General features: G+C 52.6%; 12 protein-coding genes, 1 tRNA gene and 1 pseudogene. All 14 read left to right on the forward strand.

Annotation, left to right across the window (positions count from 1 at the left end; translation table 11 throughout):
• Window positions 1–121 (forward strand): annotated as a pseudogene (locus tag FFI61_RS17350) (elongation factor Tu); the annotation flags it as partial.
• 70 nt (window positions 122–191) lie between these two features.
• Window positions 192–267, forward strand: a tRNA-Trp gene (locus FFI61_RS17355).
• A 34-nt stretch (window positions 268–301) separates the two neighbouring features.
• Window positions 302–670: a preprotein translocase subunit SecE gene (gene secE / locus FFI61_RS17360; RefSeq protein WP_200205309.1), complete on the forward strand. Its 369-nt coding sequence runs from the start codon at window positions 302–304 to the stop codon at window positions 668–670.
• Window positions 671–682: 12 nt separating this feature from the next.
• Window positions 683–1,216 (forward strand): transcription termination/antitermination protein NusG, encoded by a 534-nt coding sequence (nusG, locus tag FFI61_RS17365; protein WP_200205307.1) that lies wholly within the window; start codon window positions 683–685, stop codon window positions 1,214–1,216.
• A 102-nt stretch (window positions 1,217–1,318) separates the two neighbouring features.
• A complete protein-coding gene (gene rplK, locus FFI61_RS17370; protein WP_200205305.1) occupies window positions 1,319–1,750 on the forward strand; it encodes a 50S ribosomal protein L11 in 432 nt (143 codons plus the stop codon).
• A gap of 1 nt (window position 1,751) precedes the next feature.
• Complete coding sequence (gene rplA / locus FFI61_RS17375) at window positions 1,752–2,450, forward strand: 50S ribosomal protein L1 (RefSeq protein WP_200205303.1); 699 nt, start codon at window positions 1,752–1,754, stop codon at window positions 2,448–2,450.
• A 235-nt stretch (window positions 2,451–2,685) separates the two neighbouring features.
• Window positions 2,686–3,216, forward strand: coding sequence for a 50S ribosomal protein L10 (gene rplJ, locus FFI61_RS17380; RefSeq protein WP_200205301.1), 531 nt, complete (start codon window positions 2,686–2,688; stop codon window positions 3,214–3,216).
• Between the two features lie 39 nt (window positions 3,217–3,255).
• Window positions 3,256–3,633: a 50S ribosomal protein L7/L12 gene (gene rplL, locus FFI61_RS17385; protein WP_200205299.1), complete on the forward strand. Its 378-nt coding sequence runs from the start codon at window positions 3,256–3,258 to the stop codon at window positions 3,631–3,633.
• A 241-nt stretch (window positions 3,634–3,874) separates the two neighbouring features.
• Window positions 3,875–7,951, forward strand: coding sequence for a DNA-directed RNA polymerase subunit beta (rpoB, locus tag FFI61_RS17390; protein ID WP_200371882.1), 4,077 nt, complete (start codon window positions 3,875–3,877; stop codon window positions 7,949–7,951).
• Window positions 7,952–8,027: 76 nt separating this feature from the next.
• Entirely contained in the window at window positions 8,028–12,242 is a 4,215-nt protein-coding gene (rpoC, locus tag FFI61_RS17395; protein WP_200371883.1) for a DNA-directed RNA polymerase subunit beta', read from the forward strand.
• Window positions 12,243–12,404: 162 nt separating this feature from the next.
• Complete coding sequence (rpsL, locus tag FFI61_RS17400) at window positions 12,405–12,779, forward strand: 30S ribosomal protein S12 (RefSeq protein WP_012139854.1); 375 nt, start codon at window positions 12,405–12,407, stop codon at window positions 12,777–12,779.
• A gap of 115 nt (window positions 12,780–12,894) precedes the next feature.
• Window positions 12,895–13,365, forward strand: a complete 471-nt coding sequence (gene rpsG / locus FFI61_RS17405; RefSeq protein WP_200205292.1) for a 30S ribosomal protein S7 — start codon at window positions 12,895–12,897, stop codon at window positions 13,363–13,365.
• Between the two features lie 18 nt (window positions 13,366–13,383).
• Window positions 13,384–15,486, forward strand: coding sequence for an elongation factor G (gene fusA, locus FFI61_RS17410; RefSeq protein ID WP_200371884.1), 2,103 nt, complete (start codon window positions 13,384–13,386; stop codon window positions 15,484–15,486).
• A 35-nt stretch (window positions 15,487–15,521) separates the two neighbouring features.
• A partial coding sequence (locus tag FFI61_RS17415) for a GTP-binding protein (RefSeq protein WP_320159574.1) occupies window positions 15,522–15,864 on the forward strand: 343 nt, incomplete at its 3' end.

Consider the following 15,864-nt stretch of genomic DNA (forward strand, 5'->3'; position numbering starts at 1 on the left):
CAACGTTCAGATGGAAGTAACGTTGATTGCTCCGATCGCCATGGAAGATGGCCTGCGCTTCGCGATTCGCGAAGGCGGTCGTACCGTTGGTGCCGGCGTAGTCGCCAAGATCATCGAGTAATATATTACCCGAGTACCAAGCGCGCCCTTGTGGCGCGTTTGATAGAAAGTGCACTGAGTAGTTTCGGTGCAGGCCAGTAGCTCAATTGGCAGAGCAGCGGTCTCCAAAACCGCAGGTTGGGGGTTCGATTCCCTCCTGGCCTGCCATTTTTCTAACATCCGGATACATAAGTTGATTCCCATGGAGTCAAAAGCTGTTCAATCAAACAGTCGCTTCGATGTAGTGAAGTGGTTAGTTGTGTTCGTGCTGATCGCCGTTGGTGTTGTCGGTAATCAGTATTTCAGCGCCGAGTCTTTGCTGTATCGGGTTCTGGCTCTTGTTGTACTCGCTATCGTTGCAGCTCTTGTGGCTTTGCAAACGACGCGTGGTCGGCGTTTCGCGACTCTTCTGAAAGAAGCTCGTGTCGAGATCCGGAAGGTGGTATGGCCCACTAGGCCAGAGCTGGTTCAGACCACGATTATTGTTGTGGTTTTTGTGCTGGTTGTGTCTCTGTTGTTGTGGGGTATGGACTCCATAATCAGCTGGCTGGTCGCCGGATTCATAGGTTAACAGGAGTGGGCAATGGCTAAGCGCTGGTACGTGGTTCATGCATATTCTGGCTACGAAAAGCACGTGATGCGCACTCTCATCGAGCGCATAGCGCTTGAGGGTATGGAGGACAGGTTCGGTGAGATCCTGGTTCCTACCGAAGAAGTTGTTGAGATGCGTGATGGGAAGAAGCGCAAAAGTGAGCGCAAGTTTTATCCTGGATACGTTCTCGTGCAAATGGAAATGGATGACGGCACTTGGCACCTTGTAAAGAATACGCCTCGTGTGCTTGGTTTTATCGGTGGAACCAAGGATAAGCCTGCTCCGATTACCGAGCGGGAAGCTGAAGCTATTCTGCGTCGCGTTGAAAGCGGTGCTGACAAGCCCAAGCCGAAGACGTTGTTTGAGCCAGGCGAGGTTGTTCGCGTTATTGAAGGTCCGTTTGCTGACTTCAATGGCGTTGTGGAAGAAGTTGACTACGGCAAGAGTCGGGTCAAGGTTGCTGTTCTGATTTTCGGCCGCTCAACTCCGGTTGAATTGGAGTTCGGGCAGGTCGAGAAAGACTGATCGGTAGCTTTAAAACCGGAAGGCTCGCGCGCTAAGGCGTCGCGGGCTTTTTGTGTCTGCAACGGGGAGCCGAAAGGCGTTTGAACCCATAGGAGTACTATCATGGCTAAAAAGATAGAAGCATATATCAAGCTTCAGGTTGCTGCCGGTAAGGCCAACCCGAGCCCCCCCGTAGGCCCTGCTCTGGGTCAGCGTGGTGTTAATATCATGGAGTTTTGTAAAGCGTTTAACGCAAAGACCCAGGATATGGAAGCCGGTTTGCCGATTCCTACAGTTATTACTGTTTACAGCGACCGTAGTTTCACATTTGTTACCAAGACCCCGCCTGCACCTGTTCTTCTCAAGAAGGCTGCTGGTGTCAAGAGTGGATCTGGTCGTCCGAATACCGAAAAGGTTGGCAAGGTGACTCGCGAGCAGCTCGAAGAAATTGCCAAGACCAAAGAGCCAGATCTGACTGCTGCCGATATGGATGCAGCGGTTCGCACCATTGCTGGAACTGCCCGCAGCATGGGCCTCACCGTGGAGGGCGTGTAACATGTCTAAAATGAGCAAGCGTCAGAAGCTTATTCGCTCGAAGGTTGAGTCGACGCGTTCTTACTCTGTAGACGAAGCGGTATCACTGCTGGTCGAGCTGGGGCAAAGCGTAAAGTTCAAAGAATCAGTAGACGTTGCAATCAATCTTGGTGTTGACGCACGTAAATCTGACCAGGTTGTTCGTAGCAGCACTGTGTTGCCGCACGGTACAGGTAAAACTGTCCGCGTTGCAGTATTTACTCAGGGTGCAAACGCTGAGAAAGCGACTGCTGCTGGCGCCGACATTGTCGGTATGGATGATCTTGCTGAAGAAGTTAAGAAAGGAAACATGGATTTCGACGTGGTAATTGCCACCCCGGATGCCATGCGTGTTGTTGGTCAGCTCGGTCAGATCCTGGGTCCTCGTGGCCTGATGCCTAACCCGAAAGTAGGTACTGTTACCCCTGACGTTGAGACTGCAGTCAAAAACGCCAAAGCGGGTCAGGTGCGCTACCGCACGGACAAGAATGGTATCATCCATTCGCCGTTAGGTAATGTCGAATTCTCTGCCCAGAACATCAAGGAAAACCTTGAGGCTCTGGTAGCAGATCTGAAAAAGGCCAAGCCGTCCTCGGCGAAAGGTGTGTATCTCAAGAAGATCACTCTCTCGTCAACGATGGGTCCTGGCCTGACTATCGATCAAAGCGGTCTTGATATCTGATCTTTTGATCGGTAGTTACTTTGTAGTCTGGGCGGAAGCCAAGGCTGTCAAAGACCGCAGGCCCCTGAAGTCTTTTGGCTGGAAGGGTTAAAGCAACGCCTGCGCAGACGGTGTGAAGACGTTCTCTCTGAACCCAAACACCGTTAAGGCGCCCATAGGAAGCCTTGTATATCAGGCTTTCAGGGCAATGATGGGTTTGCCGGGAATACCCCTGGCGAAATCGAGGAGAAATCCAGTGGCAATTAGACTCGAAGACAAGAAAGCGATCGTCGCTGAAGTCAACGAGACTGCCGGTGGTGCTCTGTCTGTGGTTCTGGCTGACTACCGTGGTGTCACCTCTGGTGATATGACGGCTCTGCGTGCCAAAGCTCGTGCCGAAAATGTGCGTCTCAAGGTTGTTCGTAACAACCTGGCGAAGATCGCTATTCGTGGCACAGAGTTTGAGTGCATTGATGAGGCTCTGGTCGGCCCTACCATTCTGGCATTCTCAATGGAAGATCCGGGAGCGGCTGCACGCCTGCTTAAGGATTTTGCTAAAGAGAAAGACGCATTCGAGATTAAAGGACTGGCAGTCGGCGGTGAGCTGATGGGCGCAGACCAGATCGATCGTCTTGCCAAGCTGCCAACACGTCACGAAGCGTTGACGATGCTGGCTGCGGTAACACAGGCACCAATCACCAAGCTGGCACGGACACTGAACGAAGTTCCTTCGAAAGTGACCCGCGCCGTTGCGGCAGTTCGAGACCAGAAGCAAGAAGCTGCTTGATTCTGTTGAACACCATATTTATTTTTTTGGGAGAAAGTCATGGCTCTGTCTAAAGACGATATTTTGAATGCAATTGCAGAAATGAGCGTAATGGATGTTGTTGCGCTGGTTGAAGCAATGGAAGAGAAGTTCGGCGTATCTGCCGCTGCTGCTGTTGCTGCTGCACCTGCAGCTGCTGGTGGCGACGCTGCCGCTGCTGAAGAGCAGACTGAGTTTGATATTGTTCTGACTGGCGTTGGCGAGAAGAAAGTTAACGTTATCAAGGCTGTTCGTGAACTGACCGGTCTGGGTCTGAAAGAAGCTAAAGAACTGGTTGACGGCGCGCCTTCCACTATCAAGGAAGCAGCGAGCAAGGCTGACGCAGAAGAAGCTAAAAAGAAGCTTGAGGAAGCAGGCGCTTCTGTTGAGCTTAAGTAAGGGTCGGCTGTTGATCGAAACTGCGCTTTAAGCGCAGACAGGCTGGTGGCTTTGTGCCACCGGCCTTTTTCTGTTGTATATGCTATAGAGTCTGGTACTCGGATGCAGGTTTGTTTGGATCTGCAAACGTTTGCCAGGGTCTTCGTTCAAGACGGCGCGATAAGCCGAGCAATTCGGCCCCGAAGCAGAACATTGGTTGCTTCTTGATACCAGGTATCAGGTCTAAAGCTGGGGAATGCAGATGACTTACTCCTACACTGAAAAAAAGCGGATTCGCAAAGATTTTAGTAAATTGCCTTCCGTGATGGATGTCCCCTATTTGCTGTCTATTCAGCTGGATTCATTTCGGGACTTCCTGCAAATGGAAGCCGCACCTGGAGATCGTCGGGAAACCGGTCTTCATGCAGCATTCAAATCCGTATTCCCGATTGCCAGCTATTCTGGCAATGCAGCACTCGAATATGTGAGCTACCGCATTGGTGAGCCTGTATTCGATGTTAAGGAATGCCAGCTTAGGGGCGTAACATACGCGGCGCCGCTGAGAGTGAAAGTTCGCCTTATCATTTATGATAAGGAATCGTCCAACAAGGCGATCAAGGACATCAAAGAACAGGAAGTCTACATGGGCGAAATGCCCTTGATGACTGAAAATGGTACCTTCGTTATCAACGGTACTGAGCGTGTTATCGTTTCCCAGCTCCACCGCTCTCCCGGTGTGTTCTTTGACCATGACAAGGGTAAAACCCATTCATCCGGCAAGCTGCTTTATTCAGCCCGGGTGATTCCTTACCGTGGTTCCTGGCTCGATTTCGAATTCGATCCAAAGGACGCTGTTTTCGTTCGGATTGACCGTCGACGCAAATTGCCGGCTTCAATCCTATTGCGCTCGCTTGGTTATACGTCTGAGCAAATGCTCGCGATGTTCTTTGATACCAGCAAGTTCACTCTGGGCGCTGAAACATGCAAGCTGGAGTTGGTGCCAAGCCGCCTTCGTGGTGATATCGCGACTTTTGATATCAAGGACAACGATGGCAAGCTGATTGTTGAAGAAGGTCGCCGTATAACGGCGCGCCACATCAAGCAGCTGGAAAAAGCAGGCATTAATGAACTTGAGGTTCCCACTGAGTATCTGTACGGCCGTGTTCTGGCCAAGGATATGATCGATAAGGCCAGCGGTGAAGTGCTGGTTGAGTGTAATACTGAGCTCAGTGAAGAAGTTGTTGCCAAGATTCTCGATGCTGGCGTCACTGAGATCGAGACTCTTTATACCAACGACCTGGATTGCGGTCCGTTTATGTCCGATACCCTGCGTATCGACCCGACCCGCAGCCCATTGGAAGCTTTGGTGGAAATTTACCGGATGATGCGTCCCGGGGAGCCGCCCACCAAAGATTCGGCAGAGAATCTGTTCAATAACCTCTTCTTCTCGGAAGAGCGTTATGACCTGTCTGCCGTTGGCCGGATGAAGCTCAACCGTCGTCTGCGCCGCGAAGAAAGCACAGGCGAAGGTACGCTGACTCACGAAGACATCATTGATGTCCTCAAGACTCTGATCGATATCCGTAACGGTCAGGGCACAGTTGACGATATTGATAACCTGGGTAATCGTCGCGTGCGTTGTGTCGGTGAAATGGCAGAAAACCAGTTCCGCGTTGGTCTCGTTCGTGTAGAGCGTGCGGTTCGTGAGCGCCTGAGCCTTGCAGAAAGCGAAGGCTTGATGCCGCAGGATCTGATCAACGCCAAGCCGGTTGCAGCGGCAGTTAAGGAGTTCTTTGGCTCAAGCCAGCTGTCCCAGTTTATGGATCAGAACAACCCGCTGTCTGAAGTGACTCACAAGCGCCGTATCTCGGCTCTTGGGCCTGGCGGCCTGACTCGTGAGCGTGCAGGCTTTGAGGTTCGAGACGTGCACCCGACTCACTATGGCCGAGTGTGTCCGATCGAGACCCCGGAGGGTCCAAACATTGGACTGATCAACTCCTTGGCAACATATGCTCGTGCCAACTCTTATGGCTTCCTTGAGAGCCCATACAGAAAGGTTATTGACGGCGTAGTGACCGATGAGCTGGTTTACCTGTCAGCTATCGAAGAGAGCAACTACGTTATCGCTCAGGCCAGTGCGGCTATGGACGAAGGCAAGCGCCTGCAGGATGAACTGGTAACTGTACGTCACCAGAACGAAACTACGGTTATGCCTCCTGAAAGCGTTAACTTCATGGACGTGTCTCCACGCCAGGTTGTTTCTGTTGCTGCTTCGTTAATTCCGTTCCTTGAGCACGATGATGCTAACCGTGCCTTGATGGGTGCAAACATGCAGCGACAGGCTGTTCCGACACTGCGTTCGCAGGTGCCTCTGGTAGGTACTGGCGTTGAGCGTACCGTTGCTCAGGACTCTGGTGTTTGTGTGACGGCACGTCGTGGGGGTGTCATCGAGAGTGTCGATGCGGCCCGTATCGTGGTGCGTGTGAACAACGAAGAGACCGAAGCTGGTGATGCAGGTGTGGATATTTATAACCTCACCAAGTACACCCGCTCGAACCAGAACACCTGTATTAATCAGCGTTCAATTGTTCGCCAGGGTGATGAAATTGCCCGTGGTGACGTGCTGGCAGATGGACCTTCCGTCGATCTTGGTGAACTGGCGCTGGGGCAAAACATGCGAATCGCATTTATGCCTTGGAACGGTTACAACTTTGAGGATTCCATCCTTATCTCCGAGAAAGTGGTACAGGAAGATCGCCTGACCACCATCCACATTCAGGAATTGACCTGTGTGGCTCGCGATACAAAGCTGGGTAGCGAAGAAATCACTGCGGACATTCCAAACGTTGGTGAAAGCGCGCTGTCCAAGTTGGATGAGTCCGGTATTGTTTACATTGGTGCTGAGGTAGGTGCCGGCGACATCCTGGTAGGCAAGGTAACACCGAAAGGTGAGACTCAGCTGACTCCAGAGGAAAAACTGCTGAGGGCTATCTTTGGTGAGAAGGCGTCTGATGTAAAAGACACCTCCTCCCGTGTGCCAACAGGCACCCGCGGTACTGTAATCGATGTGCAGGTCTTTACCCGCGATGGCATCGAGAAAGATCAGCGTGCTCAGTCTATTGAGAAAGAGCAGCTGAACCAGTACCGCAAAGACCTGAAAGACGAGTACCGAATTGTAGAGGGTGCCACTTTCGAGCGTTTGCTGAATGCACTGAAGGGACAGCAAGTCATCAGTGGTCCTGGCCTGAAGAAAGGTGCAACCCTCGACGAGGGGTACCTGACTGAGTTGCCACGCTCAGACTGGTTCAAGCTGCGTATGCAGGATGAGAGCCTGAATGAGCTTCTCGAGAAGTCCGAGCAGGGCCTTGAAGAGCGCGTTAAAGAGCACGAGGCGCGCTTTGACGACAAGAAGGGCAAGCTTCAGCAGGGCGATGATCTGGCTCCGGGCGTGCTGAAAATCGTCAAGGTTTACCTTGCGATCAAGCGTCGTATCCAGCCAGGTGACAAGATGGCCGGTCGTCACGGTAACAAAGGTGTTATCTCGGCAGTTATGCCGATTGAAGACATGCCTTACGACGAGTTCGGCAATACCGTTGATATCGTGCTGAACCCGCTGGGTGTTCCTTCGCGGATGAACGTCGGACAGGTGCTTGAGACCCACTTGGGAGCTGCGGCCAAAGGCTTGGGTGAGCGCATCAGCAAAATGCTGGATGAGCAGCGCAAGGTGGCCGAGCTGCGCAAGCTTCTTGATCAGATCTACAACCACTCTGATGAAGTGTTCAAGGTGGACCTGGACTCTTTGACTGACAAAGAAATCCTTGAAATGTGCCATAACCTGCGTGGCGGTGTTCCTATGGCTACGCCGGTTTTTGATGGCGCCGAGGAATTTGAAGTCAAGCACATGCTTGAATTGGCGGGTCTAAGTACTACTGGTCAGACCAAGCTGTACGATGGTCGTACAGGAGACGCCTTCGATCGCCCGGTGACAGTAGGGTATATGTATATCCTCAAGCTCAACCACCTGATCGATGACAAGATGCACGCCCGTTCCACCGGTTCCTATAGCCTGGTTACCCAACAGCCGTTGGGTGGTAAGGCTCAGTTCGGTGGTCAGCGTTTCGGTGAGATGGAAGTGTGGGCCCTCGAGGCTTACGGTGCAGCGTATACGCTGCAGGAAATGCTTACCGTTAAGTCTGATGACGTGAACGGTCGGACCAAGATGTACAAGAATATTGTCGATGGTGACCATCGGATGGAGCCCGGCATGCCGGAGTCCTTCAACGTTCTTGTCAAGGAGATCCGTTCGCTGGGTATCGACATCGAGCTGGAATCTGAGTGAGCCGAATTGTTTTTGGCAGCGTGAGCGGGCACTTGGTGTGCCCGCCCGAGATTAACGCCATCCGGAGCTTTTACTGATGAAAGATTTGCTGAATCTTCTCAAGAGCCAGAACCAAAGCAAGGAATTTGATGCTATCCGTATTGGGTTGGCATCACCGGAAATGATCCGGTCCTGGTCCTTTGGTGAAGTTAAGAAGCCTGAGACCATCAACTACCGTACGTTCAAGCCTGAGCGTGACGGTCTTTTTTGTGCCAAAATTTTCGGCCCGATCAAGGACTATGAGTGTCTGTGCGGCAAATACAAACGCCTCAAGCATCGCGGAGTTATCTGCGAGAAATGTGGTGTTGAAGTTGCGCTGGCAAGCGTACGTCGTGAGCGCATGGCCCATATCGAGTTGGCCAGCCCGGTCGCTCATATATGGTTCCTGAAGTCACTTCCGTCCCGTATCGGCCTGATGCTGGACATGACACTGCGTGATATCGAGCGTGTACTTTACTTTGAGTCGTTTATTGTAATCGACCCGGGTATGACCACGCTTGAGCGCGGACAACTGCTGAACGATGAGCAGTACTACGAAGCACTCGAAGAGTTTGGTGACGAGTTTGATGCCCGCATGGGTGCTGAAGCCGTTAAAGAGCTGCTCGAAGGGATTGATCTTCAGGAGCAGGTTGACGCACTGCGGGAAGAAATACCCCAGACGAACTCCGAAACCAAGATCAAAAAGTTCAACAAGCGCCTGAAAATTCTTGAGGCCTTTTTGTATTCCGGCAACAAGCCGGGCGACATGGTAATGACAGTGTTGCCGGTTCTTCCGCCTGACCTGCGCCCGCTGGTGCCGCTTGATGGTGGTCGTTTTGCAACATCAGATCTTAACGACTTGTATCGCCGGGTAATCAACCGCAACAACCGTCTCAAGCGACTGCTTGAGCTGAATGCTCCTGACATCATCGTGCGTAACGAAAAGCGCATGCTACAGGAAGCGGTTGATGCGCTGCTGGACAACGGTCGCCGCGGTCGTGCCATTACCGGCACAAACAAGCGCCCGCTCAAGTCCCTTGCTGACATGATCAAGGGTAAGCAGGGTCGGTTCCGTCAGAACCTGCTGGGTAAGCGAGTAGACTATTCTGGCCGTTCGGTAATTGTTGTTGGTCCTTCTCTACGCCTGCATCAGTGCGGTCTACCAAAGAAAATGGCGTTGGAGCTGTTCAAGCCGTTCATTTTCTCCAAACTTGAGCATCGTGGTCTGGCCACAACGATCAAAGCTGCCAAGAAGATGGTTGAGCGCGAAGAAGGCGTTGTTTGGGATATCCTGGACGAAGTTATTCGTCAGCACCCGATCATGCTTAACCGTGCTCCAACTCTGCACCGCTTGGGTATTCAGGCATTTGAGCCGGTACTGATCGAGGGTAAGGCAATTCAGTTGCACCCCTTGGTTTGTGCCGCCTATAACGCCGACTTCGACGGTGACCAGATGGCGGTACACGTACCGTTGACGCTGGAAGCGCAGTTGGAAGCTCGTGCGCTGATGATGTCTACCAACAACATCCTGTCGCCCGCGAACGGTGAGCCTATCATTGTTCCGTCCCAGGACGTGGTACTTGGGCTCTATTACATGACCCGTGAGCGCAAAAGTGCGCTCGGTGAGGGCATGGTCTTTGCGGACATCAAAGAAGCTCATCGTGCCTACGGCGCTGGCAAAGTTGATCTGCAGGCCATGGTTAAGGTGCGTGTGAAGGAAGTTGCCATTCTTGAGGGTGGCGAGCGCACTGAAGAATACAAGATCGTGGACACTACGGTTGGTCGCGCACTTCTGTTTGATATTGTTCCTGACGGCCTTTCTTACGACCTGGTGAATAAGCCCATGGTCAAGAAGGCGATCTCGAACCTGATCAACACCTGTTACCGGGATGCCGGTTTGAAAGAAACAGTTATCTTCGCAGATCAGCTCATGTACATGGGTTATCACTACGCGACGGTTTCTGGTATTTCGATCGGTTTCAACGACTTCGAAATTCCGCCAGAGAAGTATGAGCTGGTCGATGCCGCCTCTGATGAAGTGAAGGATATTGAAAACCAGTACGCTTCAGGTCTGCTTACGCAGGGTGAGAAGTACAACAAGGTTATCGATATCTGGTCGCGCGCTAACGACAAGGTCTCCAAGGCCATGATGCAGCGACTCTCCAAAGAGAAAGTTATCGGCCCTGACGGCAATCCCGTTAAAGGCGAAGATGGCGAAGACCTGATGCAGGAGTCTTTCAACTCCGTCTACATGATGGCGGACTCCGGCGCTCGAGGCTCTGCAGCCCAGATTCGTCAGCTCGCTGGTATGCGTGGTTTGATGGCGAAGCCGGATGGCTCGATCATTGAAACGCCAATCACCGCGAACTTCCGTGAAGGCCTGAACGTACTTCAGTACTTTATCTCGACTCACGGTGCTCGTAAGGGTCTGGCGGATACGGCACTGAAAACGGCCAACTCCGGTTATCTGACTCGCCGCTTGGTTGACGTCTCACAGGATCTCGTTGTTACCGAAGAGGATTGCGGTACAGAAGAAGGTCTGTTGATGACGCCGCACATCGAAGGCGGTGACGTAGTTGTACCTCTGGGTGATCGTGTACTGGGTCGTGTTACTGCCCGGGATACCTTCACTCCTACCGATAAGGACAACGCCGTAGTTGCAGCCGGCACTTTGCTGGACGAGAAGACGATTGAAGAGCTCGAAGGCGCTGGTGTGGATGAGGTCTGGGTTCGCTCTGCGATTACCTGTGAAACTCGCCACGGCATTTGCTCCAAGTGCTATGGTCGCGATCTGGCACGTGGTCACCGCGTTAACGTTGGTGAGGCAGTGGGTGTTATTGCTGCCCAGTCTATCGGAGAGCCGGGAACCCAGCTTACGATGCGTACCTTCCACATCGGTGGTGCGGCCAGTCGGGCATCAGCAGTAGATAATGTCCAGGTAAAGCATGGCGGTACTGTTCGCCTGCATAACCTGAAGTCTCTCCAGAGGTCAGATGGTTCGCTGGTAGTTATATCCCGTTCATCTGCTTTGGCAATTGCTGATGACCAAGGGCGTGAGCGGGAGTGGTACAAGCTTCCATACGGCGCTGTATTGTCAGTGAAGAGCGGTGATGAAGTTGAGGCGGGTGTAGTGGTTGCCAAGTGGGATCCACATACTCACCCAATCATCGCGGAAGCAGAAGGTATTGCCAAGTTCGTCAACATGGACCAGGGCATTACCGTGCGTACCCAGACAGATGAGCTCACCGGCTTGTCGACGATGGAAATCATCGATCCGAAGGAGCGTCCAGCTGCGGGTAAAGATATTCGCCCGGCCATTCAGATGGTTGATGAAGCGGGTAATGACGTTGATCTGCCCACAGGTGGCGCAGCGATCTTCTTCATGCCAGCAAATGCCCTGGTAACCATGGCGAATGGCGCACGTATCGAGCTGGGTGATGTGGTAGCACGTATTCCACAGGCAAGCTCGAAAACTCGCGACATCACCGGTGGTCTGCCACGGGTTGCTGACCTGTTTGAAGCGCGTCGTCCCAAGGAATCGTCTATTCTTGCCGAGATCAGTGGCGTAGTGTCGTTCGGTAAAGAGACCAAGGGCAAAAAGCGCCTGGTGCTGACTCCGAAAGATGCAGATCCATACGAAGTGCTGATCCCGAAGCATCGTCAGATGAACGTTTTCGAAGGCGAAACCGTTGAGAAAGGCGAAGTGATTTCAGATGGGCCGTCTAACCCGCACGACATTTTGCGTCTGCTGGGCGTGGTTGAGTTGGCGAGATACATCACCAACGAGATCCAGGACGTATATCGCCTCCAGGGTGTTGTCATCAACGATAAACACATTGAGGTTATCGTCCGTCAGATGCTGCGTAAGGTTGAAGTTACCGATCCGGGTGATACCACCCTGATGTCCGGTGATCAGCTTGAGATCACAAGGCTTCTGGAAGAAAACGAAAAGGCGATTGCGGCTGATAAAGAGCCAGCAAGATTTGAGCGTTTGTTGCTGGGTATCACCAAGGCATCTCTTGCAACAGAATCGTTCATCTCTGCAGCTTCGTTCCAGGAAACAACCCGGGTACTCACCGAAGGTGCGGTAACTGGCAAGCGTGATTTCCTGCGCGGCCTGAAAGAAAACGTCGTTGTCGGTCGACTGATTCCCGCAGGAACCGGTTTGGCTTATCACGCAGAGCGTCGCCGCAAGCGTGAACTGGAACAGCAGGGCGTTACAGCGGCTGATGTTGAAGAGGCTCTGAGCGCAGAGCTTAACCGCGGAGGTTAAGTTTGGTGCGCCGCCTCCGTGTAGATACTTATGCGGGGGTGGTTAAAAAGAGAACAGTCATCTTGACTGTCCGGGGGCGCAGGCTTAAACTTGCGTCCCTTAAATTTTACCCCCTTCACTGGGGGTAAGTTTCATTGATATGGTTTTTTGGAGTTTGCTTACATGGCAACGATTAATCAGTTGGTGCGTAAGCCTCGTAAGCGCAAGGTAGCCAAGAGCGACGTTCCTGCTCTTCAGGCCTGTCCTCAGCGCCGTGGTGTTTGCACTCGTGTTTACACCACAACGCCGAAGAAGCCGAACTCAGCACTGCGTAAAGTGTGCCGTGTTCGTCTGACCAACGGCTTCGAGGTTTCCTCATACATTGGTGGTGAAGGTCACAACCTTCAGGAGCACAGTGTTGTGCTGATCCGTGGCGGTCGAGTAAAAGACCTTCCGGGTGTGCGCTATCACACTGTTCGCGGAACACTGGACACCCAGGGTGTACAGAACCGTAAACAGGGTCGCTCCAAGTACGGTGCAAAACGACCCAAGTCGTAATGTGCCGAAAGAGTGTCTTTTATCGTTGCTTGTCAGAACGGTAAGAGTAAGGCTGAGTAGCCGTCGGCTATCTCAGGGGTTCCTGAAGACCTTTTAATTAGATAAGGGCTTATCGATGCCTAGAAGAAGAGTTGCAGCAAAACGGGAAATAATCCCGGATCCCAAGTTCGGTAGTGCGCGTCTTGCCAAGTTCATCAACCACGTGATGGAAAGCGGTAAGAAAGCGGTTGCAGAGCGCATTGTTTATGGCGCCCTGACAATTGTTGCCGAGAAGTCCAAAGAAGAGCCGATCGAAATGTTCGAGAAGGCCCTGGAAAACATCCAGCCGATGGTTGAGGTTAAGTCCCGTCGTGTCGGTGGTGCTACTTACCAGGTGCCTGTAGAAGTACGGCCTTCCCGTCAGAACGCGCTGGCAATGCGCTGGCTCGTAGAGTTTTCACGGAAGCGCGGCGAGAAATCCATGGCCCAGCGTCTGGCAGGTGAGATTCTTGATGCGGCTGACAGCAAAGGTGCTGCTGTCAAGAAGCGTGAAGATGTTCACCGTATGGCAGATGCCAACAAAGCCTTCTCTCACTTCCGTTTCTAAACAGCCGAGGTTTATACAGTGGCACGCAAAACTCCGATTAAACGTTACAGAAACATTGGTATCTGTGCGCACGTTGATGCGGGCAAAACCACAACGACCGAGCGTATTCTTTACTATACGGGTCGTAGCCATAAGATGGGCGAGACCCATGATGGCGCGTCCACCACTGACTGGATGGAGCAAGAGCAGGAGCGTGGTATAACCATCACCTCTGCCGCTGTTACTACATTTTGGCAGGGTATGGATAAGCAGTTTGATGAGCACCGTATCAACGTGATTGATACCCCGGGGCACGTAGACTTCACTATCGAAGTTGAGCGTTCCCTGCGGGTTCTCGATGGTGCTGTGGTTGTATTCTGCGGGTCCTCCGGTGTTGAGCCGCAGTCTGAGACCGTATGGCGTCAGGCTAACAAGTACGAAGTCCCTCGCATGGTGTTCGTCAACAAGATGGACCGTGCTGGTGCTGACTTCCTGCGCGTGGTTGAGCAGATCAAGACCCGTCTGGGCGCAACGCCAGTGGCTCTTCAGTTGCCTATTGGCTCTGAAGATCAGTTTGCCGGTGTTGTCGATCTGCTTCGCGGTAAAGCGATTTACTGGAGTGATGACGACTTGGGGATGACTTACCGCGAGGATGAAATTCCTGCGGATATGGTCGACGAAGTAGCCAAGTACCGTGAGGCTCTGGTCGAAGCAGCGGCTGAGGCCAACGAAGAATTTATGGAGCGGTATCTCGAAGGCGGCGAATTGTCCGTAGAAGAGATTAAAGCCGGTTTGCGTGCTCGTACTCTATCTAACGAGATCGTGCTGGCTTGCTGTGGCTCCGCGTTCAAGAACAAGGGTGTGCCTGCAGTTCTTGATGCTGTTATCGAGTATTTGCCGGCTCCGGACGAAGTTAAAGCCATTCGCGGTGAAATCGACGACGAAGGCACCGAGGATACGCGTCCAGTTGACGACAATGCTCCGTTTGCAGCGTTGGCGTTCAAGATTGCTACGGATCCGTTCGTTGGTTCTTTGACCTTCTTCCGGGTTTACTCCGGCAGGCTCGAATCCGGTAACTCCGTATTCAACTCTGTTAAAGGTAAAAGAGAGCGTGTGGGCCGAATGGTTCAAATGCACGCTAACGACCGGGAAGAGATCAAGGAAGTTCTGGCCGGCGATATCGCAGCTGCGATCGGTTTGAAGAACGTCACTACTGGTGACACCTTGTGTGACGAGAACCACAAGATCATCCTTGAGCGGATGGATTTCCCTGAGCCGGTAATCTCGGTAGCTGTGGAGCCCAAGTCCAAGGCAGATCAGGAGAAGATGGGTGTGGCTCTGGGCAAACTGGCCCAGGAAGACCCTTCTTTCCGTGTGCGTACTGACGAAGAAAGTGGCCAGACCATTATTTCTGGAATGGGCGAGCTGCACCTCGATATCCTCGTAGACCGTATGCGTCGAGAGTTTAAGGTTGAGGCGAATATCGGTAAGCCGCAAGTCGCGTACCGTGAATGCATTCGTAAGTCGGTAGATGTCGAAGGTAAGTTTGTTCGCCAGTCAGGTGGTCGTGGTCAGTATGGTCACGTAAAGGTCAGGATTGACCCGCTGCCACTTGAAGAGGGCGCTGAGAACTTTATCTTCGTGAACGAGATCGTCGGTGGTGCAGTTCCCAAGGAATATGTGCCAGCGGTTCAGCAGGGTATCTCGGAGCAGATGCAAAACGGCTGTCTGGCCGGCTATCCGCTGCTGGGTATCAAGGCAACCTTGTACGATGGTTCATACCACGATGTGGACTCCAACGAAATGGCGTTCAAAATCGCGGGTTCCATGGCAATGAAGAAGGGTGCCCTGGAAGCGAACCCGGCTCTGCTTGAGCCGATGATGAAAGTCGAGGTTGTAACACCTGAAGACTATATGGGTGACGTGGTAGGTGATTTGAACCGCCGCCGAGGCCTGATTCAGGGTATGGATGACGGTGTTGCGGGCAAGATTGTTCGCGCCGAGGTTCCGTTGTCGGAAATGTTTGGTTATGCCACGGATTTGCGCTCTGCTACTCAGGGTCGCGCGTCCTACGCAATGGAGTTTTCGCGGTATGCGGAAGCCCCGAACAACATCGCCGAAGCAATCATTAAAAAGGGTTGATACCCAGGACTTAAGAAACAGGAAGAGGTGTAACTGTGTCTAAATCTAAATTTGAGCGTATTAAGCCACACCTTAACGTGGGCACTATTGGTCACGTTGACCATGGTAAGACGACTCTGACCGCTGCTCTGACTCGTGTATGTCACGAAGTTTGGGGCACAGGTTCTGCGAGTGCATTCGATCAGATCGATAACGCACCGGAAGAGCGTGCGCGTGGTATTACCATTGCGACCTCTCACGTTGAGTATGATTCTCCTAACCGTCACTACGCACACGTAGACTGCCCGGGCCACGCGGATTATGTGAAGAACATGATCACTGGTGCGGCACAGATGGATGGTGCGATTCTGGTTTGTTCCGCAGCTGACGGCCCTATGC

Origin of the sequence: Marinobacter sp. DY40_1A1 (assembly GCF_016597815.1) — a bacterium.
Lineage (GTDB): Bacteria > Pseudomonadota > Gammaproteobacteria > Pseudomonadales > Oleiphilaceae > Marinobacter > Marinobacter xiaoshiensis.

Coding starts and splice junctions, on each gene's coding strand:
- secE (WP_200205309.1), top strand. CDS start 302: ATGGAGTCAAAAGCTGTTCAATCAAACAGTCGCTTCGATGTAGTGAAG.
- nusG (WP_200205307.1), top strand. CDS start 683: ATGGCTAAGCGCTGGTACGTGGTTCATGCATATTCTGGCTACGAAAAG.
- rplK (WP_200205305.1), top strand. CDS start 1,319: ATGGCTAAAAAGATAGAAGCATATATCAAGCTTCAGGTTGCTGCCGGT.
- rplA (WP_200205303.1), top strand. CDS start 1,752: ATGTCTAAAATGAGCAAGCGTCAGAAGCTTATTCGCTCGAAGGTTGAG.
- rplL (WP_200205299.1), top strand. CDS start 3,256: ATGGCTCTGTCTAAAGACGATATTTTGAATGCAATTGCAGAAATGAGC.
- rpoB (WP_200371882.1), top strand. CDS start 3,875: ATGACTTACTCCTACACTGAAAAAAAGCGGATTCGCAAAGATTTTAGT.
- rpoC (WP_200371883.1), top strand. CDS start 8,028: ATGAAAGATTTGCTGAATCTTCTCAAGAGCCAGAACCAAAGCAAGGAA.
- rpsL (WP_012139854.1), top strand. CDS start 12,405: ATGGCAACGATTAATCAGTTGGTGCGTAAGCCTCGTAAGCGCAAGGTA.
- rpsG (WP_200205292.1), top strand. CDS start 12,895: ATGCCTAGAAGAAGAGTTGCAGCAAAACGGGAAATAATCCCGGATCCC.